This window comes from Streptomyces scabichelini, from assembly GCF_011045015.1.
Taxonomy (GTDB): domain Bacteria; phylum Actinomycetota; class Actinomycetes; order Streptomycetales; family Streptomycetaceae; genus Streptomyces; species Streptomyces scabichelini.
In genome coordinates this window covers 1-21,058 of sequence record NZ_JAAKZY010000181.1, presented here as the reverse complement: position 1 = coordinate 21,058, position 21,058 = coordinate 1, and the positions used below count along the sequence as shown (strand labels likewise).

At 70.0% G+C, this 21,058-nt stretch carries 21 protein-coding genes; 12 read left to right on the top strand and 9 right to left on the bottom strand.

The window, feature by feature from the left end; all coding sequences use genetic code 11:
* Positions 1–95 precede the first annotated feature (95 nt).
* The 4 genes from G5C60_RS38395 (at position 96) to G5C60_RS38380 (ending at position 3,253) form a co-directional block, all read left to right on the top strand.
* Positions 96–488, top strand: coding sequence for a DUF202 domain-containing protein (locus G5C60_RS38395; RefSeq protein ID WP_165266638.1), 393 nt, complete (start codon positions 96–98; stop codon positions 486–488).
* Between the two features lie 7 nt (positions 489–495).
* Positions 496–831 (top strand): DUF202 domain-containing protein, encoded by a 336-nt coding sequence (locus G5C60_RS38390; protein WP_165266636.1) that lies wholly within the window; start codon positions 496–498, stop codon positions 829–831.
* 154 nt (positions 832–985) lie between these two features.
* On the top strand, positions 986–2,023 hold the full coding sequence (locus G5C60_RS38385; RefSeq protein ID WP_165266634.1) for a phosphotransferase family protein: 1,038 nt from the start codon (positions 986–988) through the stop codon (positions 2,021–2,023).
* Positions 2,024–2,029: 6 nt separating this feature from the next.
* The gene (locus G5C60_RS38380) at positions 2,030–3,253 is read left to right on the top strand and encodes an acyl-CoA dehydrogenase family protein (protein WP_165266631.1); all 1,224 of its coding nucleotides are present in this window, start codon (positions 2,030–2,032) and stop codon (positions 3,251–3,253) included.
* Between the two features lie 47 nt (positions 3,254–3,300).
* Here G5C60_RS38380 and G5C60_RS38375 read toward each other — a convergent pair whose 3' ends face one another.
* From G5C60_RS38375 to G5C60_RS38365, 3 genes are read right to left on the bottom strand one after another with little or no spacing between them, the layout of a single operon-like run.
* Positions 3,301–3,894: a TetR-type transcription factor C-terminal domain-containing protein gene (locus G5C60_RS38375; protein ID WP_165266622.1), complete on the bottom strand. Its 594-nt coding sequence runs from the start codon at positions 3,892–3,894 to the stop codon at positions 3,301–3,303.
* A 23-nt stretch (positions 3,895–3,917) separates the two neighbouring features.
* Positions 3,918–5,603 carry an AMP-binding protein gene (locus tag G5C60_RS38370; protein WP_165266620.1) on the bottom strand — a complete coding sequence of 562 codons (1,686 nt, stop codon included), beginning with the start codon at positions 5,601–5,603 and terminating at the stop codon, positions 3,918–3,920.
* Complete coding sequence (locus G5C60_RS38365) at positions 5,600–6,367, bottom strand: SDR family oxidoreductase (RefSeq protein ID WP_165266618.1); 768 nt, start codon at positions 6,365–6,367, stop codon at positions 5,600–5,602. Before G5C60_RS38365 ends, G5C60_RS38370 begins: the two co-directional genes overlap by 4 nt.
* A 260-nt stretch (positions 6,368–6,627) precedes the next feature.
* Between G5C60_RS38365 and G5C60_RS38360 the strand changes: the two genes are divergently transcribed.
* Positions 6,628–7,896, top strand: coding sequence for an exo-beta-N-acetylmuramidase NamZ family protein (locus tag G5C60_RS38360; protein WP_165266616.1), 1,269 nt, complete (start codon positions 6,628–6,630; stop codon positions 7,894–7,896).
* Positions 7,897–8,022: 126 nt separating this feature from the next.
* The gene (locus tag G5C60_RS38355) at positions 8,023–9,384 is read left to right on the top strand and encodes a serine-threonine protein kinase (protein WP_165266614.1); all 1,362 of its coding nucleotides are present in this window, start codon (positions 8,023–8,025) and stop codon (positions 9,382–9,384) included.
* 99 nt (positions 9,385–9,483) lie between these two features.
* Here G5C60_RS38355 and G5C60_RS38350 read toward each other — a convergent pair whose 3' ends face one another.
* Positions 9,484–12,345, bottom strand: a complete 2,862-nt coding sequence (locus G5C60_RS38350; protein ID WP_165266612.1) for a penicillin acylase family protein — start codon at positions 12,343–12,345, stop codon at positions 9,484–9,486.
* Between the two features lie 285 nt (positions 12,346–12,630).
* On the opposite strand from G5C60_RS38350, the gene G5C60_RS38345 reads away from it, so the two are divergent.
* Positions 12,631–13,233, top strand: a complete 603-nt coding sequence (locus G5C60_RS38345; RefSeq protein WP_165266610.1) for a hypothetical protein — start codon at positions 12,631–12,633, stop codon at positions 13,231–13,233.
* 60 nt (positions 13,234–13,293) lie between these two features.
* Here the strand turns inward: G5C60_RS38345 and G5C60_RS38340 are convergent, their stop codons facing one another.
* Positions 13,294–13,812, bottom strand: coding sequence for a hypothetical protein (locus tag G5C60_RS38340; RefSeq protein ID WP_165266608.1), 519 nt, complete (start codon positions 13,810–13,812; stop codon positions 13,294–13,296).
* A 51-nt stretch (positions 13,813–13,863) separates the two neighbouring features.
* On the opposite strand from G5C60_RS38340, the gene G5C60_RS38335 reads away from it, so the two are divergent.
* Positions 13,864–14,592 (top strand): 3-keto-5-aminohexanoate cleavage protein, encoded by a 729-nt coding sequence (locus G5C60_RS38335; RefSeq protein ID WP_165266606.1) that lies wholly within the window; start codon positions 13,864–13,866, stop codon positions 14,590–14,592.
* Between the two features lie 52 nt (positions 14,593–14,644).
* Here G5C60_RS38335 and soxR read toward each other — a convergent pair whose 3' ends face one another.
* Positions 14,645–15,190 (bottom strand): redox-sensitive transcriptional activator SoxR, encoded by a 546-nt coding sequence (gene soxR, locus G5C60_RS38330; RefSeq protein ID WP_165266604.1) that lies wholly within the window; start codon positions 15,188–15,190, stop codon positions 14,645–14,647.
* Between the two features lie 121 nt (positions 15,191–15,311).
* Between soxR and G5C60_RS38325 the strand changes: the two genes are divergently transcribed.
* Entirely contained in the window at positions 15,312–15,773 is a 462-nt protein-coding gene (locus G5C60_RS38325) for a MaoC family dehydratase (RefSeq protein ID WP_165266602.1), read from the top strand.
* Between the two features lie 157 nt (positions 15,774–15,930).
* Here the strand turns inward: G5C60_RS38325 and G5C60_RS38320 are convergent, their stop codons facing one another.
* The 3 genes from G5C60_RS38320 to G5C60_RS38310 form a co-directional block, all read right to left on the bottom strand.
* Entirely contained in the window at positions 15,931–16,557 is a 627-nt protein-coding gene (locus G5C60_RS38320; RefSeq protein ID WP_165266600.1) for a TetR/AcrR family transcriptional regulator, read from the bottom strand.
* A gap of 89 nt (positions 16,558–16,646) precedes the next feature.
* Positions 16,647–16,934: a YiaA/YiaB family inner membrane protein gene (locus G5C60_RS38315; RefSeq protein WP_165266598.1), complete on the bottom strand. Its 288-nt coding sequence runs from the start codon at positions 16,932–16,934 to the stop codon at positions 16,647–16,649.
* Positions 16,935–17,003: 69 nt separating this feature from the next.
* Positions 17,004–18,155: an acyl-CoA dehydrogenase family protein gene (locus tag G5C60_RS38310; RefSeq protein ID WP_165266642.1), complete on the bottom strand. Its 1,152-nt coding sequence runs from the start codon at positions 18,153–18,155 to the stop codon at positions 17,004–17,006.
* Positions 18,156–18,249: 94 nt separating this feature from the next.
* Here G5C60_RS38310 and G5C60_RS38305 point away from each other — a divergent pair, with 94 nt between their 5' ends.
* The 3 genes from G5C60_RS38305 (at position 18,250) to G5C60_RS38295 (ending at position 20,931) form a co-directional block, all read left to right on the top strand.
* Positions 18,250–18,891 (top strand): TetR/AcrR family transcriptional regulator, encoded by a 642-nt coding sequence (locus G5C60_RS38305; RefSeq protein WP_165266596.1) that lies wholly within the window; start codon positions 18,250–18,252, stop codon positions 18,889–18,891.
* 186 nt (positions 18,892–19,077) lie between these two features.
* Complete coding sequence (locus G5C60_RS38300) at positions 19,078–19,809, top strand: ArsR/SmtB family transcription factor (protein WP_165266594.1); 732 nt, start codon at positions 19,078–19,080, stop codon at positions 19,807–19,809.
* A 153-nt stretch (positions 19,810–19,962) separates the two neighbouring features.
* Positions 19,963–20,931: a DMT family transporter gene (locus G5C60_RS38295; protein ID WP_165266640.1), complete on the top strand. Its 969-nt coding sequence runs from the start codon at positions 19,963–19,965 to the stop codon at positions 20,929–20,931.
* Positions 20,932–21,058: the final 127 nt, after the last annotated feature.

Below are 21,058 nucleotides of genomic sequence, written 5' to 3'. Positions count from 1 at the left end.
ACCCAGGGGCGCGGGGAACTGCGCGACCAGCCACAACCAACCCGCACCCAACAACGAACCCAACCGCCCAACCGCCCAACCACCGGAGGCAACCCGTGATCGAATTCGTGCGGAACGCCCGCCTGTGGTTCGCACCCGACCGCATCAGAGAGGAAGGCGCGACACCGGACTACCGGTTCTCGCTCGCCAACGAGCGCACGTTCCTCGCCTGGCTGCGAACCGCGCTCGCCCTCATCGGCGGCGGCTTCGCCGTGGACCAGTTTCTGCCGGATCTACGGTGGGGCTGGCGCGTCGGACTGGCGCTCGGGCTACTGGCCGCGGGCGTCCTGTGCTCGTTGCGGGCAGTGAACCACTGGGTTCGCTGCGAGCGCGCGATGCGCAGAGGCGAGGACCTGCCCGTGTCCCGCTTCCCGGCGCTGCTGAGCATCGTGGTCGCGATCGTCGCCGTAGCGATGGTCGTGGTCGTACTCGTCGGCTGGGAAGGCTGACGGTGACATGACCGTGCCCACCCCCACGCCCACCACCCGGGACCCCGGCCTGCAGCCGGAACGCACACGGCTCGCCTGGAGACGTACGACCCTCGCCGGCACGGTCGTCGCCGTGCTCGCCGCGAAGACGGCCCTCCAGGGCGGGCCGACGGTCACAACGGTCCTGACCTGCACCCTGTGCGCAGCGCTCTGGCTGGGCTTCCTCGCCGTCGCCCATCACCGCATCCGCACGCTGGCGACGGCCGAGGGCGGACGCCCGGTGGCGCTCAGCCCGAGACACGCGGCCACAGCGGCTCTGTGCACGGTGGCACTGGCCGCCTGTGCGGCGGCGCTGGTCCTTTGAACGCGTTGAACCCGATGCACGCGTTGACGGCGTTGAACCCGATGCACGCGCGCGATCGAGACCCCGATCACGTTTCGTCGCCGCACTGGACGACATACCGACCGGTCGGCATCATGTGTAGGGGTCCCCTACACCGGCGTACGGAGGAAACACGATGAGCCCAGACCACCCGCCAGGTCTCGATCTGGACCGGCTGCGCGGCCTGCTCGACGCCGAGCGGCCCGGGCTGGTCAAGGGCCCGCTGACCGGCCGGCTGATCGAGGGCGGACGGTCCAACCTCACGTACGCCGTGACGGACGGCACCGCGAAGTGGGTCGTACGGCGGCCCCCGCTGGGCCATGTGCTGGCCACCGCGCACGACATGAAGCGCGAGCACCGCGTGATCAGCGCTCTGTACCCGACAGCCGTGCCGGTGCCGCGGCCGGTGCTGCTGTGCGAGGACGAGGAGGTGCTGGGCTCACCGTTCTACGTCATGGACTTCGTCGAGGGCACGCCGTACCGGACCGCCGGGCAGCTCGCCCCGCTCGGCCCGGAGCGCACCCGCGACGCCGTGCTCAGCCTCGTCGACACGCTGGTCGAACTGCACGCGGTGGACCCCGCCGAGGTGGGGCTCGCCGACTTCGGCCGGCCCGAGGGCTTCCTGGACCGGCAGCTGCGGCGCTGGGGCAAGCAGTTGGCCGCCTCCCGCAACCGGGAGCTGGCCGGCATCGACGAACTGCACGCCGCGCTCGGGCGCGAGCTGCCGCACTCGCCCCCGGCCACGGTCGTGCACGGCGACTACCGGCTCGACAACGTACTGATCGGAACCGATCCGACCACAGGCGCCGACCGGATCACGGCGATCCTCGACTGGGAGATGTCCACGCTCGGTGATCCGCTCACCGACCTGGGGCTGCTGGTGATGTACAGCATCCCCCTCGGCGCGCCCGACTCCCCCGTGTCCACGACCGCCGAGGCCGCCGGGCACCCGCAGCCTGCCGAGCTGATCGAGCGGTACGCCGCGCGCTCGGGGCGCGACGTGTCCGCCGTCGCCTGGTACACGGCGTTCGCCTGGTTCAAGCTCGCCGTGATCCTCGAGGGCATCCACTACCGCTACACGCTCGGCCAGACGGTCGGCGCGGGCTTCGACCGCATCGGCGAGCTGGTGCCCGTGTTCATCGAGCACGGCCTGACCACCCTTCAGGAAGGCTGACCGGACATGGACTTCGCTTTCGACGCGCGCACCGAGGAACTGCGCGGCAAGCTCCTCGCCTTCATGGACGAGTACGTCTATCCGGCGGAAGCCGTCGCCGAGGAGCAGCGCGCCCGGCTCGCCTCACCCTGGGACACGCCCGCCGTCGTGGGTGAGTTGAAGGCCGAGGCGCAGCGGCAGGGGCTGTGGAACCTCTTCCTGCCGGACACCGAGTACGGTGCCGGGCTGACGAACCTCCAGTACGCGCCGCTCGCCGAGATCACCGGCCGCTCCCCGCACTTGGCGCCGACCGCGACGAACTGCGCGGCACCGGACACCGGCAACATGGAGGTGCTCGCGCAGTTCGGCGACGAGCAGCAGAAGAAGCAGTGGCTGGAGCCGCTGCTGGCCGGGGAGATCCGCTCGGCGTTCGCGATGACGGAGCCCGAGGTGGCCTCGTCCGACGCCACGAACATCACCACGCGCATCGAGCGTGCCTCCGATGGCACGGACGAGTACGTCATCACCGGCCGCAAGTGGTACATCTCCGGGGCGATGAACCCCGACTGCAGGATCTTCATCGTGATGGGCAAGACGGACCCGGACGGGGCCGACATCCGCCGCCAGCAGTCCATGGTCCTTGTGCCCCGCGACACCCCGGGCGTCGAGGTCCGCCGCGCGATGCAGGTCTACGGCTACGAGGACCACTCCCACGGCGGGCACGCGGAGATCGTCTTCGACCACGCGCGCGTGCCGGTGTCGAACCTCGTCGGTGAGGAGGGCGGCGGTTTCGCCATCGCCCAGGCACGGCTCGGTCCTGGCCGTATCCACCACTGCATGCGGCTGATCGGCATGGCGGAGCGGGCCGTCGAGCTGATGTGCCGACGGGCCGTGTCGCGCACCGCCTTCGGCAAGCCGCTCGCCCAGCAGGGGGTCGTACAGAACTGGATCGCGGACGCGCGCGTCGCCGTCGAGCAGCTGCGGCTGCTGGTCCTGAAGACGGCCTGGATGATGGACACCGTCGGCAACCGCGGGGCGCACACCGAGATCCAGGCGATCAAGATCGCGACTCCGCGGACGGTCGTGGACATCCTCGACAAGGCGATCCAGCTGCATGGCGCGGGCGGCGTCAGCCAGGACTTCCCGCTGGCCGAACTGTGGGCGAGCGCCCGCACGCTGAAGCTCGCGGACGGCCCTGACGAGGTGCACCAGCGGTCGCTGGCACGCCGGGAGATCCAGCAGTACCTGTAAGCCCGAGCCGTACCTGTCAGTACCTGCAGCCAGTACCTGTAGCCCGCTCAGGGACGCAGAGCCCGCAGCAGGAGGTCGGCGAGATGGTCGGCGACCTGCTGCGGGCTCAGCGGCCCGTCGGGGCGGTACCACGTCGACAGGTGGTGGACGGAACCGAAGTGGTAGTCCACCACCAGGTCGGCGGGCGTGGCCTTGGAGAAGACGCCCGTTTCCTGGCCCTCCTCGATCAGGGCGCGGAAGCGCTCGTGGTAGCGGCGGCGCTCGGCGCGTACCTGTTTGTCCTTCTCGGGGCTGAGGTGGTGCATGGAGCGCCAGAAGATCATCGCGTCGTCGAGGTTCTCGATCGTCGTGACGACGACGTCCGCCGCGGCGCCCCGCAGCCGCTCCTCCACGGGCGCGTCCGCACCGGCGAAGGAGTCCAGGCGGTCCTGCTGGAGGCGCAGCACGCGCGCGTACACCTCGTGCAGCAGATCGTCCTTGGAACCGAAGTAGTGGTAGAGCGCGCCTTTGGTGACGCCCGCCGCCTCGACGATCTCCTGCACCGAGGTCCGGTCGTACCCCTGCTCGGCGAAGAGTCTGGTCGCGGCGGCCAGCAGCCGCCGCGGGACGGGCGTACCGTCCCCGTCCATCGTCCTGGGCACTGCCGCCACCTGCCTTCCGAAAGTCACCGACCGCTGTCCGTGCTGCCCGCGCTGTCCGCGCGCGTACGCAGCTCCCGCCGGAGGATCTTGCCACTGGCCGTTTTCGGCAGTTCGGGCAGGATCTCGACTTGACGCGGATATTTATATGCGGCAAGTCTCTCTTTGCAGTAGTCGGCGAGTGCTTCGGGGTCCGTCTCACTGCCGGGACGCAGGCTGATGTACGCCTTGACGGTCTCGCCGCGGTAGCCGTCGGGCACCCCCACGACGGCCGCTTCCCGGACCGCGGGGTGGGTGTAGAGCACGTCCTCGACCTCGCGCGGCCACACCTTGAAGCCGGACGCGTTGATCATGTCCTTCTTGCGGTCGACGACGTAGAGCCAGCCGTCCGGGTCCATGAAGCCGATGTCGCCGGTGCGCAGTTCGCCGTCGGGGAAGGTCTCCGCGGTGGCCTCGGGGCGCCGCCAGTAGCCGGGCACGACCTGCGGCCCGCGCACGAGGATCTCGCCCTGCTCACCGAACGGCACCTCCTTGCCCTGGTCGTCGACGATGCGTACGACCGTGTCGGGTCCCGGCACGCCGACGGCCAGCGTTCCGGAGACCGGGTCGACGGGGGCTTCCTGGCCGGGCGGCACGGAGGCGCAGGGCGCGCTGCACTCGGTGAGGCCGTAGCCGTTGCGGATGTACGGCCCGAAGCCGGCGCGGAACTTCTCGACCAGCGCGGGCGGCAGCGGTGCCCCGCCCGAGGAGATCACCACGAAGGACGCGAAGTGGTCGCGCGTGCAGGACGGGTGGGCTGCGAGGGCCATGAAGGCGGTCGACGGGCCGACCGTGTAGACGGGCCGGTGCTCGGCGAACGCGTCGAGGACGACGCCCGCCTCGAAGCGGTACGCGAGGACGAGCGTGCCGGCGCTGTTGAGGCACGCGCCGAGCTGGCAGACCATCCCGGTGATGTGGAACAGCGGCGCCATCGCGAAGTAGACCGGCGCCTGAGGCAGGCCAAGGCCGGTGCGCTGCCGCTCGGCGTTGTACATGATGTTGCCGTGCGTGTTGGTGGCGCCCTTCGGGGTGCCGCTGGTGCCCGAGGTGTAGCTGATCAGCGCGATGTCGGACGCCACGAGGTCACGTCCTCCGGGCGCCTTGCCGCTCTGCCGGGCGACGGTCACCAGGTCGTCCGCGTCCGCGGCCTGCGGCAGCCGCTCGAAGCCCAGCACGCGCGCGTCATCACGGGTTTGGAAGTCCAACTCACTGGCGGTGAGGGCGATGCGTACGGGCGAGTCGGCGGCCGTCTCGCGCAGATACGACTCCCAGGCGCGGTCCGAGCACACGAGCGCGGTGGCTTCGGCGTCTCGCAGGACGTGCGTGACCTCGCCGGACTTGTACATCGGGTTCACGGGGACGACGATCGCGCCCGCCTTCCAGGCGCCGAGGAGGGCGAGCACGAAGTGCGGGCTGTTCTGCAGCAGGATCGCCACCCGGTCGCCCCGCTCCAGGCCACGGTCCGCGAAGTGCGCCGCCACGGAGTCGCTCAGGGCGTCCACCTCGGCGTAGGTCAGCCGTCCGTCGAAGTAGGCGAGGAAGGTGCGGTCCGGGGTGTCGGCGACGGCCCTGCGGAGGGCGTGCACCAGCGACGGCGCCGGGCTGACGGCCGCACGCTGGGCGTCATTGAGGCGGCCGAGCCACGGCTTGGCCGCGTACAGGGAGGTCGTCACCGGCCGTCCGCCTCCCACTTCTGCTGAATGTGGTTCATGTTCGTCAGCCAGCGGTCCGGGTCGGCGGCCCGCGCCTGGTAGTACCCGGCGACCTCGGGGTGCGGCAGGATCAGGAAGCGGTCCGCCTCGATGCCCTCGAAGAGCGCGTCCGCGACCGCCCCGGGTTCGATCGCGGTCGGCGTGAGCACCAGGTCGCCCGCGCTGCCTGTGGCGTCCAGCATGTCGGTGCGGACGCCCTGCGGACAGATCGCGTGGACCTTGAGGCCCCGGTGGCGATACGTCATTGACAGCCACTCGGCGAAGGCGTATGCACCGTGCTTGGTCACGCTGTAGGGGGCCGCTCCGATCATGGTGAGCAGTCCGGCGGCGGAGACCGTGGAGACGAAACGGCCACTGCCGCGCTCGAGCCAGGCCGGGAGCAGTTCGTGGGCCGCGCGCACGTGGGCCATCACATTGACGTCCCAGGAGAGCGCCCATGCCTTCTCGTCGGCCAGTTCCGCGCCGCCCAAGGCGACGCCCGCGTTGGCGCAGTAGACGTCGACCGTGCCGCCGAGGGCGTCCCGCGCCTCGGTCACGATGGCGGAGGCGTCGCCCGGCACCGCGATGCCGCCGATCTCGTCGGCGACGGCCTTCGCCTTCGCCCCGTCGAGGTCGTTGACGACGACCCGGGCCCCTTCGGACGCGAAACGGCGGGCCAGCGCGGCCCCGATACCGCCTCCCGCTCCGGTGACGACCACTCCGGCATCCTGCACGGCTTCCACCATCGGTCTCCTTCGACGCGACGCGAATCGGCTCTGTATCGGCTCTACGGCGGACAGACTAACCGGTCGGTATGTAGAGAGGGAAGGGCAACGGCACCCCGCAGGTGGCGCCCCGTTAGGGGCGCGGGGCTGTATCGATTTGCGGCTCCGCCGCGTGGGCGCGACAAGCCACAAAAAAACCCGCAGCCTACGAACAACCGGCGGAAGCCATACCGTGCTCCTGCCGGCGCTTCCGCCGACGTTCCGCACTCACGGAGGTCACCATGCACCTGTCCAGACGGAACTTGCTAGCCACCACCACCGCAGCCGCGTTCTCCACGGCCTCCTCAGCCTCGGCAGCACCAACAAAGCCGAGGCCGGCACCAGCACCAGCCCAAAAAGGCCAGCGCATGCGAACCGGCTTCGAGCGCCTGGCCGCCGCCGGCTACGCCCCGCTCGCCGGGGACCGCGTCGGCCTCGTCACCAACCCGACGGGCGTCGCCAGGGACGTACGCCACATCGTGGACGTCATGCACGCCGACGACCGGGTGAACCTGATCGCCGTGTTCGGCCCCGAGCACGGCTTCCGCGGGACGGCCCAGGCGGGCGGCTCCGAGGGGCGCTACGACGACCCGGCGACCGGGCTGCCCGTCTACGACACGTACTTGAAGAGCGGCCGGCCGCTGGCCGACATCTTCACGGCCTCCGGCGTGGACACCGTCGTCTTCGACATCCAGGACGTGGGCGCCCGCTTCTACACGTACATCTGGACGCTGTACGACTGCATGGAGGCGGCGGCGCTCGCGGGCAGGCGTTTCGTGGTGCTCGACCGGCCGAACCCGGTGACCGGGCGGGCGGCTCAAGGGCCCGTGCTGCACAAGGAGTTCGCGACGTTCGTCGGGCGGCAGCCGATCTCGCAGGTGCACGGCATGACGGTCGCGGAGCTGGCGCGACTGTTCAACGGCGAGTACCTGACGGATCCGGTGCCGCTGGAGACCGTCCTGATGAGCGGGTGGAAGCGCACGGAGTTCTACGACGCGTCCGGGCTGCCCTGGGTGCCGCCGAGCCCGAACATGCCGACGCCCGACACCGCCCTCGTGTTCTCGGGGACCTGCCTGTTCGAGGGCACGAATCTGTCGGAGGGGCGCGGCACGACCCGCCCGTTCGAACTGCTCGGCGCGGAGGGCGTCGACCAGCTGTGGGCCGCCGAGGTGAACCGGCTCGGGCTGCCCGGCGCGCACTTCAGGGAGGCGTACTTCGTGCCCACGTTCTCCAAGTTCCAGGGCAGGACCGTCGGGGGTGTGCAGATCCATGTCCACGACCGGGCGGCCTACGACCCGGTACGCACCGGGATCGCGCTCCTGGTGACCGCCAAGAAGGTCTGGAGCGGCTTCAGTTGGCGGCCCGACAACTGGATCGACAAGCTCACGGGCTCCACGCGGGTGCGCACGATGATCGACGCGGGGGCGGGTGCCGACGACGTCGTGGCGGCCTGGCAGGACGAGCTGACGGCGTTCCGCCGCGTGCGCCGGGAGTACCTGCTCTACCGCTGACCTGACGCCATGTATGGCCAACCTCCCCCGCCGGCAGGACGATGCAGAACGATGCCGGGTGATGCGCGCACATCGCACCGGATGCGCGCACATCACATCGGATTCGGGGCCGAAGGGGGGCTCGTCATGGCGGTACCGGATGTGGCCGTGACTCCTTACTGGGAGCTGATGTTCGACGCGGACGGGGATGTGCACGGCGCGCAGCGCGACCGGCTGCTCCAGCAGGTGCCGGGGCGGGGCGTCAGGGACCTGATCGTGTTCGCACACGGCTGGAACAACGACCGGTCGGGCGCCACGCGTCTCTACAGCCGTTTCTTCGAGCCGATCCCCGGGCTCGCACCGAACGCCCGCCTCGGATACGTGGGGGTGGTGTGGCCGTCGATGCGGTTCGCGGACGAGCCGATCCCCGACTTCGAGCGGTCGGTGGTCGCGTCCGTGGTCGCGGACGCACCGGCCAGTCCTCGCCTGGACAAGAACACTCGGCGGGCGCTCGCTGAGGTCTTCCCCGGCCGGGCCGCCGTGATCGACCAGATCGGCCGGCTGCTCGATCAGCAGCCGGACGAGGGTGCCTCCCTGGAGGAGTACGGGCGGCTGGTGCGGCTGCTCGTCGAGGTGCCGCCGGAGGGGCCGGAGGCCGGGTTCGCCGCCGACACGCTGACGGAGGGGGTGCCGCGGGGCGAGCCGGAGATGCTCGTCGGGGACACGGCGGAGATGTGCCGCGCGTTCGCGCGGGCGCTGGCCGATATCGAGGCGAGCGGCGAGGGAACACAGGCCGGGCAGGCACCTGACGGGACCACGGCCGCCTTCGGGCTGCCCCGGGTGTGGGACGGTGCGCACGAACTGCTGCGCCAGGGCACGTACTTCGCCATGAAGCGGCGTGCGGGAACCGTCGGTGAGCGCGGCCTCGGCCGCCTGCTCGGGCAGCTCGCGCAGGCCGCACCCGACCTGCGCGTCCACCTCGTGGGGCACAGCTTCGGCGCCCGGCTGGTGTCGTTCGCGCTGCGCGGGCTCCCCAAGGGCGTACGCACCGTGAAGTCCGTGACCCTGCTCCAGGGGGCCTTCTCGCACTACGCGTTCGCACCACGGCTGCCGCACGACGCACGGGGCAGCGGGGTACTCCACGGGCGGCAGAACCGTATCGACGGCCCCTTGGTCTGCTGCTTCTCACGCCACGACTCCGCCCTCGGCACGATCTACCCGCTGGCCTCACGGATGGCGGGCGACGACTCGTCGCTCTCGGACCTCGGACTCCCCCGCCTCCTCGGCAAGAAGTGGGGCGCACTCGGCCACGACGGGGTTCAGGCGGTGGCGGGCACGAAGGCGTTCAAGCTCGCCGACGCCCTGCGCACGAAACTGCCCACATCGGGATGCGTGAACGTCGACTCCGCCGCCGTGGTGAAGCGCGGCGGGGCCCCGTCCGGGGCCCACAGCGACATCTGCCACCGGGAGTTGGCGCGGGTGGTGCTGGCGGCGGGACGTGTGCGGTGACGCACCAACGGGTGGTGGCCCACAGCTGTGGGCCACCACCCGTTGGCCAACAGACGTTGGCCCTCACGCGTTGGCCAACGGATGTTCACCGGTCACTCGTCACCGATGCCCGGGAAACTCCACCACCTGCTGATACGTCGGCCGGTTCTGCCACTGGATCGGGCGGTGGGTGATTCCGCCGACGGCTCGCTGGACGATCGCGTCCGAGCACCACTGGTCGCCGGGCGAGCAGACGTCGTCGCCCGGGTAGACCTCGGTGGCGGGCTTGGCCGCGGCCTGGGTGAGCGTGGTCAGCAGAGCCGTCCGGCAGGCGTCCAGATCGCCGTCGCCGCAGTACGTGCGGCCCAGCTTGCCCTCCACCGAGTCGCCGAGGACCGTACGCAGGTCCTTGTCGACGTAGCCCCACCAGCCGTACTGGAAGGCCGAGCCCGCGTGCGAGCCGGTCGGGCCGTGGCCCGCGGACGGTGACTCGTCGACCGTGAGAAGCACGGTCAGCGCGTCCCACAGCTCCTTCCCCAGGCCCGGCTTGAACTCGGCCTCGACGAGCAGCGGCCACCACGCGTCCATGACCCGGATCGCGTCCGTGTGCCCGTACTTCTTCGAGTTCGCGGACGTCTGCTTGCGCTGGGCACCCGCCTTGAGCCAGGCCTCCAGCTGGTCGACCGCCTTGGCCTGCGCCGGATCGCTGATCGGCTTGCTCCGCAGGACCTTGAGCAGCTCCGGCAGCACCTGCTCGCCGCGCAGGTCGGTGACGGCGGCCTCCGCCATCGCCTTGGTCAGGGACGCTCTGGTGACACCTCCCTTGTCGACGAGCTTCTTCACCCGCCCGTCGAGGAGATCACCACGATGGACCGCGCCCAGGCTGAAGTTGGCGGAGCTGAAGTCCTTGGCCTGTTTGTTGTTCCAGGAGATGTAGTAGTCCTGGTTGACCGACTGCGGATGCTCGGCGGGCGGCGCGAGCGCGGCCGTGTTGTGCTCCGGGTCGAAGTCCTTCCACTCGTACGCCTTCTCGGCCTTCACCGGGAACGACGCGTCGACGTCGCCCGCGCGCACCGGGTGGCTCCCGCTCATGTAGTAGGCGGTGTCACGGGAGTCCGCGTAGAACCAGTTGAAGGCGTACGAGATGTTCTGCGCGGCCTTCTGGAAGGACTTCGCGTCCTTCACGTACGAGGGGTCGTTCATCATCTGGAAGCCGATGATCGAGTCGGCCTCGTGGCGGTAGGTGGACCGCAGTGAGGTGTACGCGACGGGTTTGCCGTCGATCGTCGCGCGGTGCGTGACGATGCCGTAGTTCGTTCTGAAGACCTGCATCCGGTAGGAGCCCGCGGCCGTGGAGTCGGCGACCGTCGGCTTCCAGGCGTTGGTCTTCTCCAGCTTCTCCATGGGCGTGCAGACACCGTGGTAGAGGTACGACGTGGACTGCTTGGTGGGCTTGCCACCGCCCGGCTCGCACAGCTCCAGGGCGTACGTGTCCGTGATGTCCTGGAGGGACGAGGTGGCCGACCAGGAGTAGTCCTGGCCGCGACCGAGCTGCACGTACATGCCGACGCCCGCGAAGGAGACGCCGCGTGCGCTGATGCCGGGCCCTTGGAGCTCCTGCATCATCAGCAACTGCGGTGCGAAATAGCCGGTCTGCGGACCGAAGACGGCGACCGGATGGCCACTGGCCGTGTGCTTTCCGGAGACGAGCAGGGCGTTGGACATGCCCTTCTTGGTCGCGCCGCCGCTGAAGAGGTCCTCCGGGAGCACGCCTTCGTTGAAGACTCCCTTCAGGGGCTTCAGTTTGCTCGGCGTCTTCACCGAAGTGGTGGTCGTCTGCGCGCCCGACTGGGCCGAGCCGGTGCGGTCGTGGACGAGCTGTTCCTTCTCGACGGAGCCCGGGTCGGGAAGGGCGGTGCCCTTCGGGTTCGCGGGTTTCTGCCCGTACGGGAAGCTGCTGTCGTCGTGGAGGGTCAGCACCGTCTCCGGGTCGTTGCGTCCGCGGAACGACTCCCAGATCTTGCTGCCCTTCTCGACGCCGTATTTCTGCTGGGCCGCCAGGAGGGAGATCGCGGACTCGACCTCTCCCCCGCCACCGGTTCCGAAGAGGCCGCCCACGACGGAGGCGAGCGCGATCATGTCGGTCACCTTGAAGGGCTCGATCTCGCCCACGTTGGTGATCGAGTCGATCTTGCCGGTGAGGACGTACTCGCCGGGGAAGTAGCGGCCGTTCTTGGCGGCCACGCGGTAGGCGTTGAGGCCGTCGACATAGGCCTGGGCGTCCTCCATGGCCTGCTTGCCGCGCTCCCCGGAGTTGTTGAGGAGCCAGTCGACCTGCTTCTGGAAGTCGGCCTCCGTGTACGGGGCCTGCGGCCAGAACTGCTGCTCCAGGCCCTGGTTCGATTCCGCACCGCCCGCGAACGGGGTCAACTCACCGCGCCCGATGTGCCGGAACAGGTCGATGAGCCACATCCGGTCCTGGCCGGCCGCATAGCCCGCGCCGTACTCGGTGCCGTAGCGCGTGGTGCCCTTGATGTGCGGAATGCCGTACTTCTTGTCGCGCGTGATCGTCACGTCGTCACGGGGCCGGGTGACGGAGGCGACCTGGTCGGAGGGCACGCCGAAGGAAGCGTCGGCGTAGAAATTCTTGAGGGTGTCGTCGGTGAGGGACGGGTACCCGGACGACAGCGCGTCGTACGGGCCGAGTTGATCGTCCGCGTGGGACGGCTGTGTACCGAATAGCTGATTACCGAGGATCTCGGCGAGCGTGGCACTGCCGTTGGTACCCGGCGGCAGGATGTCCGCGCACTGGCCCTGGCAGTAGTCGTCCGCCTTCGCCGCGGGACCGGCGGCCGCCGACTGCGGCAGCGGTGAAAGCAGCCCGGCGGTGAGAACGAACACTGATGCGGCCATCAGGAACCCCGCGAATCTGCGGGGAGTTCTCAGGCCGTGGGGGGTGGTGCGTGGGGTGCGCCATCGCATTAGTGCTCCTCCCGACGTTGATGAGCTGGAGGTTACCGCCGGTAGCCCAGAAGTTGAAGATGAGCATGCGTCACCTTTTCGCATCACCGTGCCGGGCGACGTCTTCGGCAGATGGCTGAGAGGAGCAGGGCGGTTGGCTGAAATGCCTTTCCACAGGGGGTTGATGGCGGCCATCGGAAATCGGATGGAGCCGAATCGGCCGTCGATACGTCTATTCGGCAACGTTCGTACGACGACGCCGAAGTGACCGAAGTACAGGTGCAGGTGTGACGGAGGTGCAGGGCGATGGCCGGTTTCCGGAGTCTGGCGAGACAGGTGCGCGATCCGAGGAGCGATCTGGCACTGCGGCGCTATTCACTGCGCAAGTGCCTTGAACGATTTGCCCCTTATGGGCATCGGGCCACCTGGGACCATCTGTGCTCCCGGGCCGGATTCGGACCCGAGGACCGATCGCCGGATCCGGCGCGGCTGGTGGCCGCGCTCGACGAACTGGAGGAGGCGCGCTCGGTATGGCTCGCCTACGAGGACGCGTTCGCCGAGCGCCGCAGGAAGGAGAAGCACGACGGCCTGCGCAGTCCGGGAAGCGTGGACGACTGGCACCGGCTGACCTGGGGCGGTTGCGGCGTCGCGTGGTGCGACAACCCCCGGGTCCATCCCAACGAGCCGCTGGCCGAGGTGCTGCGCCGGCTCATCGCGGCCCTGGAGCGCGAGCCCGGCGCGGTCTGCCCGGTGTGCTCGGGCGACCGCCTCACATGGAAGTACGACCTGGCCCATGAGCCGTCCTCGGGTCCGGTCTGCACGGTGTGCGGAATCGTGGTCCCGCGGCCCGTCCTGACGCCCGAGGCCCTGGCGGAGGCCAGGCGGGGGCGGTTGCTGGTGTCGGTGTGAGCCGAAACGGCGCACGACGGGGGTGCGCCCGAGGGAGCCGCACCCCCGTGCATGCGATGGCTACGGCTGCACGACGTCGGTATGGATGGCTAGCTTGAACTGGGCGTGGAAAATCGGCACGGCGATCTTCGCGTCGCCGGTTCCGCGCGCGGACACCTTCAGGCCCAGCGGTGTTTCCGGGTGGACGAACATCTGCCAGACGTAGGTGCGGTACTGGCCGCCACGGGTCGCCTGGATGTCGGTGGTGGCGGTCGAGTTGTAGCCCGTCGTGACATTCAGCGGGTCGCGAACGAAGCGCGCCCGGTACTCGTGGGCGCGGGCGTCCGCCTCCCAGAACACCATCGCGGAGAGCACGCCCCAGCCGTCGTGACTGGGCCAGATCAGCGCGGAGCGCGGATCGGGGTACTTCGACGCGGTGTCTCCGCCGCGCGCCGGGTCATGCATGTTCCAGGGGTCGTACTGCTCCTCGCCCGTCACGTACGGAAAGCGCACCAAGTGGTAGCCGTCCTGGTCGTACGTGATCTTCTGTGCCCCCGAGTGCGCGGCTTGCCACATCAGGGAACAGATGGCGACGCTCATCGGTGATCTCCTTTTGCCGGCGTTGTCAGTGGCGCCTGGCACCATCGGGTCATGGTGCAGGTTTGTCTGAACGGGCCCCGAGGGGCCGTCGACGGTGCGGTGGTGCCCATGTCGCCGGGGGCGATGGCCGACTCCGCGGCGGAGGCCGTGGCGGCCGGGGCGTCGGACATCCATGTGCACCCCAAGTCTCCTTGTGGAAAAGACACGTTGTCCGGGAAGGCGGTTGCGGCAACGCTCGAAGCGATACGTTCCCGGGTCGCCGTCCCGGTCGGGGTGACCACAGGTGCCTGGGCCGAGCCGGATCCCGCCACCCGTCTCGCACGGATCCACGAATGGACCGTCCTACCGGATCACGCCTCCGTCAACTGGCATGAGCCGGGCGCAGAGGAGATCGCGGCGGCGCTGCTGGAGCGCGGGATCGGCGTGGAGGCCGGCATCTGGTCGGGCACGGACGGCGCGGCCCGGTTCGCGGCCTCGCCACTGGGGCCGCGAGTGCTGCGGGTGCTGGCAGAGGTGACGGACCCCTCCGGGGAGACGGCCGAGGCGTCGGCGCGGGCCTTGCTGTCGGAGCTCGGCAGCGCCCATGGCCGGCCCGTGCTGCTGCACGGGGAGGAGGGCGGCGCCTGGCCGGTGCTGCGGCTGGCCGGGCGGCTGGGACTCGCGACCCGCGTCGGCGTGGAGGACACGCTGGTCCTGCCGGACGGCCGGCGGGCCCTGTCCAACGCCCGGTTGGTGACCGAGGGACTTCTCCAGTACGGGTCGGCCCAACGGTCACCGTAGGGGAAAGCGAGGAGTTCCCTTCGCAAGCGGGGCACCCCCGGGGGGGGCTGCTTCAGCAGCTGCCCTCGGTTTCTCTCTCCCACTGCTGCTTCCCGGACTCCCGCTCGGGCTCCCCGCACTCCCGCTGCTGCTTCCCGGAGGGGCGGCGTTCCACCATGAGCCGCGAACCGCTCCGCTTCTCGCCGAAGACATCGTCCGGGTTGGACAGCACGCAGGTCTCCAGGGAGAGACAGCCGCAGCCGATGCAGTCGGTGAGGTGGTCGCGCAGACGGCTCAACTGCTTGATGCGTTCGTCGAGTTCGGACCGCCAGGCCTCCGAGAGGTGGGCCCAGTCCTCGCGCGTCGGAGTGCGTCCCTCGGGGAGTTCGGCGAGCGCTTCGCGGATCGTGGCCAGCGGGATGCCGACGCGCTGGGCAGCCCGTACGAAGGCGACCCGGCGCAATGCGTCCCGGGCGTAGCGGCGCTGGTTGCCCGTGGTCCGGCGGCTGCTGATCAGGCCCTTGGACTCGTAGAAGTGCAGGGCGGAGACGGCGGCGCCGCTGCGGGCCGACAACTGGCCGACCGTGAGTTCATGGATCTTCTCTGGAATCTGGGGCATCCTTCGAAGCCTACCCACCTCGTCACACTCCGGTACGTACCCTCCCGGTCCGTTGACATGGGCCCACTGCCCGACCATGCTAAGCAGTCGCTTAGACATACATACGCGGGAGGCCAGGGACATGGCAGAGCCGAGGATCTTCACGTCCGCCGACGACCTGAAGGCGGCGGTCGGCGAGCAGCTGGGGCACAGCGACTGGCTGGAGATCGACCAGAAGCGGATCGACCTGTTCGCGGACGCGACCGGCGACCACCAGTGGATCCACGTGGACCCGGAGAAGGCGGCCGCCGGGCCGTTCGGCACGACCATCGCGCACGGCTACCTGACGCTGTCGCTGCTACCCACGCTGGTGCCGCAGGTCATGCGGGTCGAGGGCATGAAGATGGGGGTGAACTACGGCAGCAACAAGGTACGGTTCCCCGCGCCTGTGCCGGTGGGTTCGCGGCTGCGCGCCACGGCGGTGCTCAAGGACGTCACAGAGGCGGGCGGCGGCGTACAGGTCACGGCCGCGGTGACCGTGGAGCGCGAGGGCGGCGACAAGCCGGTGTGCGTGGCGGAGTCGGTGTCGCGCTACTACTTCTGACCATGCGCTCCGCTGGGTAAGGCCGTTTCGACGCTGCGGGTTCGTTGTGGCTGGTCGCGCCCACGCGGCGGAGCCGCATATCGGTACAGCCCCGCGCCCCTAAAGGGGCGCGGCGGAGCCGCACATTGATACACCCCCGCGCCCTTGTCGGGCGCGGCTACTTCTCCACCCCCACCATCCGCAGCACCAGGTCCGCGTACAGCGCGCCGACCTCGTCCGGCGTCCGGGGGCCGTTCACGTTGAACCAGCGCGCGACGTCGATGCACAGCGAGAGCACGGCGAGTGTGGTGCCGTGGACGTCGAGCACGTCGAACTCGCCGGTCGCCGCGCCGTCCTCGATGATCCCGCGCACCTCGGCGTTGACCTGACGGCGCAGCGCGAGGATCTCGGCGCGGGCGTCCGGGCCGAGCGACTCCAGTTCGTACTGCACGACCCGTGCGGTGGTACGCCCCCCGGCGTGCCAGCGGACGAAGGAGCTCACGGCGTCGGCGAGGCGCTCGGTCGCGCTGCCCTCGCCCTGGGCCGCCGTACGCAGGATGTCGAGAGCCCTTTCGTGGCCGATCCTGCTGATCCGGTGGAGCAGTTCTTCCTTGGTCTTGTAGTGGATGTAGAGCGCGGCCGGGCTCATACCGGCGCGGCCCGCGATGTCACGGGTCGTCGTCGCGTGGTACCCGCGCTCGGCGAAGGCCTCCACGGCGGCGACGAGCAGCCGCCGTGCCGCATCCGGGGTGACCTCGGCCCACGGCGACATCTCGCCGCCGGCCGTCTCCTCCGCCGTACTCATCGCAGTTCGTCCCTTCTCCACTGACAGTTCTCCACTGGCAGGACGAACCACAATACCTCGCAGCCTGAGCGAGCGCTTAGCGTGCCCGTTCAGAGCTTTTCGAAGGGGTCGTGCTCCGCGAGCAGCTTCTCCAGCCGGGCCTGGTCGACCCGGCTGACGATCTGCCCGGCCTCCTGCCGGTCGCGGATCACCTTGGCCAGGGTGAAGGACGAGGTGACGAGGTAGAGGACGGCGATGCCCAGGAAGCCACGCACCCAGGCGTCGGCGTGCAGGTTGAAGATGCCGACGGCCGTGGCCGCGATGGCGACGGCGAACGAGACGACCGCCTGACCGTAGAAGGCCGCGGTGGACTGCTGTTTGACGGGTGTGTCACTCATGAGGAAGAGGATCGGCGAATGCGGCGGGCATCACATCCGCTCCGGTACTCAGCCGCGTACTCAGCGTACTCAGAACGCCGAAACACCCGTCAGCGCACGCCCGATGACCAGTTTCTGTATCTGGCTGGTGCCCTCGTACAGGGTCATCACGCGGGCGTCGCGCAGCAGTTTTCCGGCCGGGTACTCGTCGATGTAGCCGTAGCCGCCGAAGACCTGGAGGGCGTTGTTGGCGGCGCGCACGGCGGCCTCCGAGGCGAACAGTTTGGCTTTGGAGGACTCGGTGGCGAAGGGTTCGCCGCGGTCGATGAGGTCGGCCACGCGCCAGGTCAGCAGCCGCGCCGCGTCGACGTCCACGGAGATGTCGCTGATCAGTTCCTGTACGAGCTGGTGGTGGGCGATCGTCTTCCCGAACTGTTCGCGCTCGGTGGCGTACCGCACGGCGGCGTCCAGTGCGGCCTGGGCGATGCCGACGCAGCCCGCCGCGACGGACATCCGGCCCTTGGCGAGCGCGGACATGGCCACGGCGAAGCCCCTCCCCTCGGGGCCGAGCATCGCGGATGCGGGGACGCGTACGTCCTCGAGGACCAGCTCGGCGGTGGCCTGCCCGCGCAGGCCGAGCTTGCCGTGGAGGGTGTGGCGGGTGAGGCCGGGGGTGTCGGTCGGCACGAGGAAGGCGGAGACGCCCTTGTGGCCGGGGGCGTCGGTCGAGCGCGCGAAGAGCAGCACCACATCGGCCCAGGTGCCGTTCGTGATGAACATCTTGGTGCCGTTGAGGAGGAAGTCGTCGCCGTCGCGTACGGCCCGCGTCGAGAGGTTCCCGGCGTCCGAGCCCGTGCCCGGTTCGGTGAGGCCGAAGCAGCCGATGTACGTGCCGGAGGTCAGCCCCGGCAGCCAGCGCCGCTTCTGCTCCTCGCTCCCCCAGGACGCGATCGTCTTGGCGACGAGGCCGAGCGAGACGGAGACGATGCCTCGCACGGAGGAGTCGCCGCGGCCCAACTCCTCCGTGACCAGGCAGTACGCGAGGTGGTCACCGCCGGAGCCGCCGTACTCCTCGTTGACGGTCAGGCCGAGGAAGCCGACCTCGCCGAGCTTCTTCACGATCGAGCGGTCGACTTCCTCCGCGCGGTCCCAGGCGATGGCGTTCGGGGCGATCTCGCGGTCCACGAAGTCCTTGGCGAGCTGCCGGACGGCGGTCTGCTCCTCGCTGAGCTCCAGGTTCACCGTGAACACCCCCATGGAAAGCCGCTGCATCACCACTGCAGACGGTCTAAAATTAGCACTGCTAGTTTCTGTCTGCAGCCCTACTATGTGCGCCATGGCCCGACCGCGCAAGCCCCTCCTCAGCACCGACCGCATCGTCGCGACGGCACGGGCGCTCGTGGACGCGGAGGGCCTTGCCGCCGTCTCCACGCGTCGGCTCGCCGCCGAACTGGGAGTGAGCGGGCCCTCGCTCTACAACCACTTCCGCACGAAGGACCAGATCCTGGAGGCGGTCGCGGACTCAGTGAGCGCGCAGGTCGATCTGTCGATGTTCGAGGACGGCCGGGAGTGGCGGACCGCGCTGCACGACTGGGCCGTCTCCTACCGGGCGGCCCTGCGCGACCACCCGAACATCGTGCCGGTCCTCGCGCGCGGCCCCGGCCGCCGACCGGCCGGTCTCCGGCTGGCGGACGCGGTGTTCGGCGCGATGGTCGAGGCGGGCTGGCCACCCGCGCAGGCCACGTCCATCGGCGCGCTGATGCGGTACTTCATCATGGGCTCCGCGCTCGATTCCTTCGCCGGGGGCTTCGTGGACGACGAGAGCGCGTACGACCCCGCCGACTATCCGCATCTCGGGCAGGCCCATCTCCTCGCCGAACAGCAGGAGAAGATCGACGAGCGGGCCTTCGAGACGGGACTCACGGCGCTGCTGGACGGGCTGACGCAGCAGTACGAGCAGCTGGCGCGAGCGGTCTGAGCGGCCTTGGCGCCCTGTAAGGGGCGCGGGGCTGTATCAATTTGCGGCTCCGCCGCGTGGGCGCGACCAGCCACGACGAACCCGCGGCTTCGAAACCGGCCCCCCAGCGGAGTGCCAGGCACGCTTGCTCGGAGGCGGTTCCACGGTTCGGCGGCCACCGAACCGTCCATGTCGCATGCTGGGGTCATGAGCACCAGGAACGCGCACCGCACGCGGCCCGGATCCGCCCAGGCTCCGGGACTCGCGGCCCTTGCCGGGCTGATCGCCGACGAGACACGGGCCGCCTTCCTGCTGGCGCTGCTCGACGGTCGGGCCTGGACCGCCGGCGAACTGGCGCGGTACGGGGGCGTCGCCGCGTCGACGGCAAGCGAACATCTGGGCAAGCTCGTCGCGGGCGGACTGCTCGCCGAGGAACGGCAGGGGCGGCACCGCTACGTACGACTGGCCGACGCCCGGGTCGCCCAGCTCATCGAGGACCTCGCCGCGCACGTCGCACCGAGCGCCGGGCGGCCACGCGGCTTGCGGGAGTCCAGTGCCGGGTCCGCGATGGCGCGCGGCCGCACCTGTTACGACCACCTCGCCGGGCGCCTCGGCATCGCCATCACGAACGCCCTGACCGCGCTCGGGCTGCTGCGGCAGCACGCGGGGTTCGCGCTCACGGACGACGGGCTCGCCTGGTTCGACGACCACGGCATCCCTCTCGTACGCACCGGCCGTCGGCCGCTCGCACGCGCCTGCCTCGACTGGACCGAACGCCGCCCGCACCTCGCGGGCGTCGCGGGCGCCACCCTGTGCCGGCACGCGCTGGACGCGGGCTGGTGCGTACGCATCGGCTCGGAGCGGGCCGTGAAGGTCACCGACAAGGGCGAGCAGGCCTTCGCGGAGCTGCTGGGCATCGAACCGGCGACGCTGCACTGAGACGCTGCACCGACCAGCCGGCCCCCTGGCAAGGCCCAGCACCCGTCTGTTCCACCTGTTCCACCTGTTCCACCTGTTCCACCTGTTCCGCCCAGCACGCCGTCCGAAATTCGCGAGCCCTTCCTCTCCTCCCCACCTAGCCTCTGGAGCGTGATGAAACCTCCCCTGTCCGCCCGTCGTATGGACCTGCTCGCCGCCGGTGCGGCCGCGGTGACCGTCGTGTTGTGGGCGTCCGCGTTCGTGTCGATCCGGAGTGCGGGATCGGCGTACTCGCCCGGGGCGTTGGCGCTCGGACGGCTGCTGGCCGGGGCGCTGGTGCTCGGGGTCATCTGTCTCATACGCGGAGAGGGGCTGCCGCCGCGTGCCGCCTGGCCGGGGATCGTGGTCTCCGGGCTGCTCTGGTTCGGGCTCTACATGGTGGTGCTCAACTGGGGTGAGCAGAAGGTCGACGCGGGCACGGCGGCCCTGGTGGTGAACGTCGGCCCGCTGGTCATGGCCCTCCTCGCGGGATGGCTGCTCAAGGAGGGGCTGCCGCCTCGGCTGCTCGCCGGGATGGCGGTGTCCTTCGTGGGCGCGGCCGTGGTCGGTCTGTCGATGTCGGGCGAGGGCGGCGCATCCGTACTCGGCGTCCTGCTCTGTCTGCTCGCCGCGGTGGCGTACGCGGGCGGGGTCGTAGCCCAGAAGCCGGCCCTGCGGCACGGCTCCGCGCTCCAGGTGACGACGTACGGCTGTGTGATCGGGGCGGTGGCCTGTCTGCCCTTCGCCGGCCAACTGGTCTCCGAGGCCGGTGACGCCCCGCTGTCCGCGACCCTGAACATGCTGTATCTGGGCGTCTTCCCGACCGCCCTCGCGTTTACGACCTGGGCGTTCGCCCTGGCGCGTACGACGGCGGGGAGGATGGGCGCGACGACGTACGCGGTGCCCGCGCTGGTGGTGCTGATGTCCTGGCTGGCGCTCGACGAGGTGCCGGGCTTGATCACCCTCGTCGGCGGGCTGGTGTGCCTGGCGGGCGTGGCGGTGTCGCGGTCCCGGCCACGCGCCACGACGGCCCCGGTCACGGCCACCGCCACGACCGCTGCGGCTCCAGAGGCGAGTCCGGAGCCGCAATCCGAGCAGGCGTAGCAACTCGGTCGGGTCTGGGGGCGAAGCCCCCAGGGGCAGGGGATGGGAACTCGAGCAGGTAGGGGCGGTGGGTGGCAGGGGCGAAAAGCCCATGGCCGGTCGGCCAGCCCTAGAACACCACCAACGC

Excerpts from the sequence above, each read along its gene's own strand:
- G5C60_RS38365 (WP_165266618.1), bottom strand. The coding sequence starts at position 6,367 with ATGGTGGAAGCCGTGCAGGATGCCGGAGTGGTCGTCACCGGAGCGGGA.
- G5C60_RS38390 (WP_165266636.1), top strand. The coding sequence starts at position 496 with ATGACCGTGCCCACCCCCACGCCCACCACCCGGGACCCCGGCCTGCAG.
- G5C60_RS38300 (WP_165266594.1), top strand. The coding sequence starts at position 19,078 with ATGAGCACCAGGAACGCGCACCGCACGCGGCCCGGATCCGCCCAGGCT.
- G5C60_RS38320 (WP_165266600.1), bottom strand. The coding sequence starts at position 16,557 with ATGAGTACGGCGGAGGAGACGGCCGGCGGCGAGATGTCGCCGTGGGCC.
- G5C60_RS38345 (WP_165266610.1), top strand. The coding sequence starts at position 12,631 with ATGGCCGGTTTCCGGAGTCTGGCGAGACAGGTGCGCGATCCGAGGAGC.
- G5C60_RS38305 (WP_165266596.1), top strand. The coding sequence starts at position 18,250 with ATGGCCCGACCGCGCAAGCCCCTCCTCAGCACCGACCGCATCGTCGCG.
- G5C60_RS38315 (WP_165266598.1), bottom strand. The coding sequence starts at position 16,934 with ATGAGTGACACACCCGTCAAACAGCAGTCCACCGCGGCCTTCTACGGT.
- G5C60_RS38355 (WP_165266614.1), top strand. The coding sequence starts at position 8,023 with ATGGCGGTACCGGATGTGGCCGTGACTCCTTACTGGGAGCTGATGTTC.
- G5C60_RS38325 (WP_165266602.1), top strand. The coding sequence starts at position 15,312 with ATGGCAGAGCCGAGGATCTTCACGTCCGCCGACGACCTGAAGGCGGCG.
- soxR (WP_165266604.1), bottom strand. The coding sequence starts at position 15,190 with ATGCCCCAGATTCCAGAGAAGATCCATGAACTCACGGTCGGCCAGTTG.
- G5C60_RS38340 (WP_165266608.1), bottom strand. The coding sequence starts at position 13,812 with ATGAGCGTCGCCATCTGTTCCCTGATGTGGCAAGCCGCGCACTCGGGG.
- G5C60_RS38360 (WP_165266616.1), top strand. The coding sequence starts at position 6,628 with ATGCACCTGTCCAGACGGAACTTGCTAGCCACCACCACCGCAGCCGCG.
- G5C60_RS38350 (WP_165266612.1), bottom strand. The coding sequence starts at position 12,345 with ATGCGATGGCGCACCCCACGCACCACCCCCCACGGCCTGAGAACTCCC.
- G5C60_RS38295 (WP_165266640.1), top strand. The coding sequence starts at position 19,963 with ATGAAACCTCCCCTGTCCGCCCGTCGTATGGACCTGCTCGCCGCCGGT.
- G5C60_RS38335 (WP_165266606.1), top strand. The coding sequence starts at position 13,864 with ATGGTGCAGGTTTGTCTGAACGGGCCCCGAGGGGCCGTCGACGGTGCG.
- G5C60_RS38380 (WP_165266631.1), top strand. The coding sequence starts at position 2,030 with ATGGACTTCGCTTTCGACGCGCGCACCGAGGAACTGCGCGGCAAGCTC.
- G5C60_RS38385 (WP_165266634.1), top strand. The coding sequence starts at position 986 with ATGAGCCCAGACCACCCGCCAGGTCTCGATCTGGACCGGCTGCGCGGC.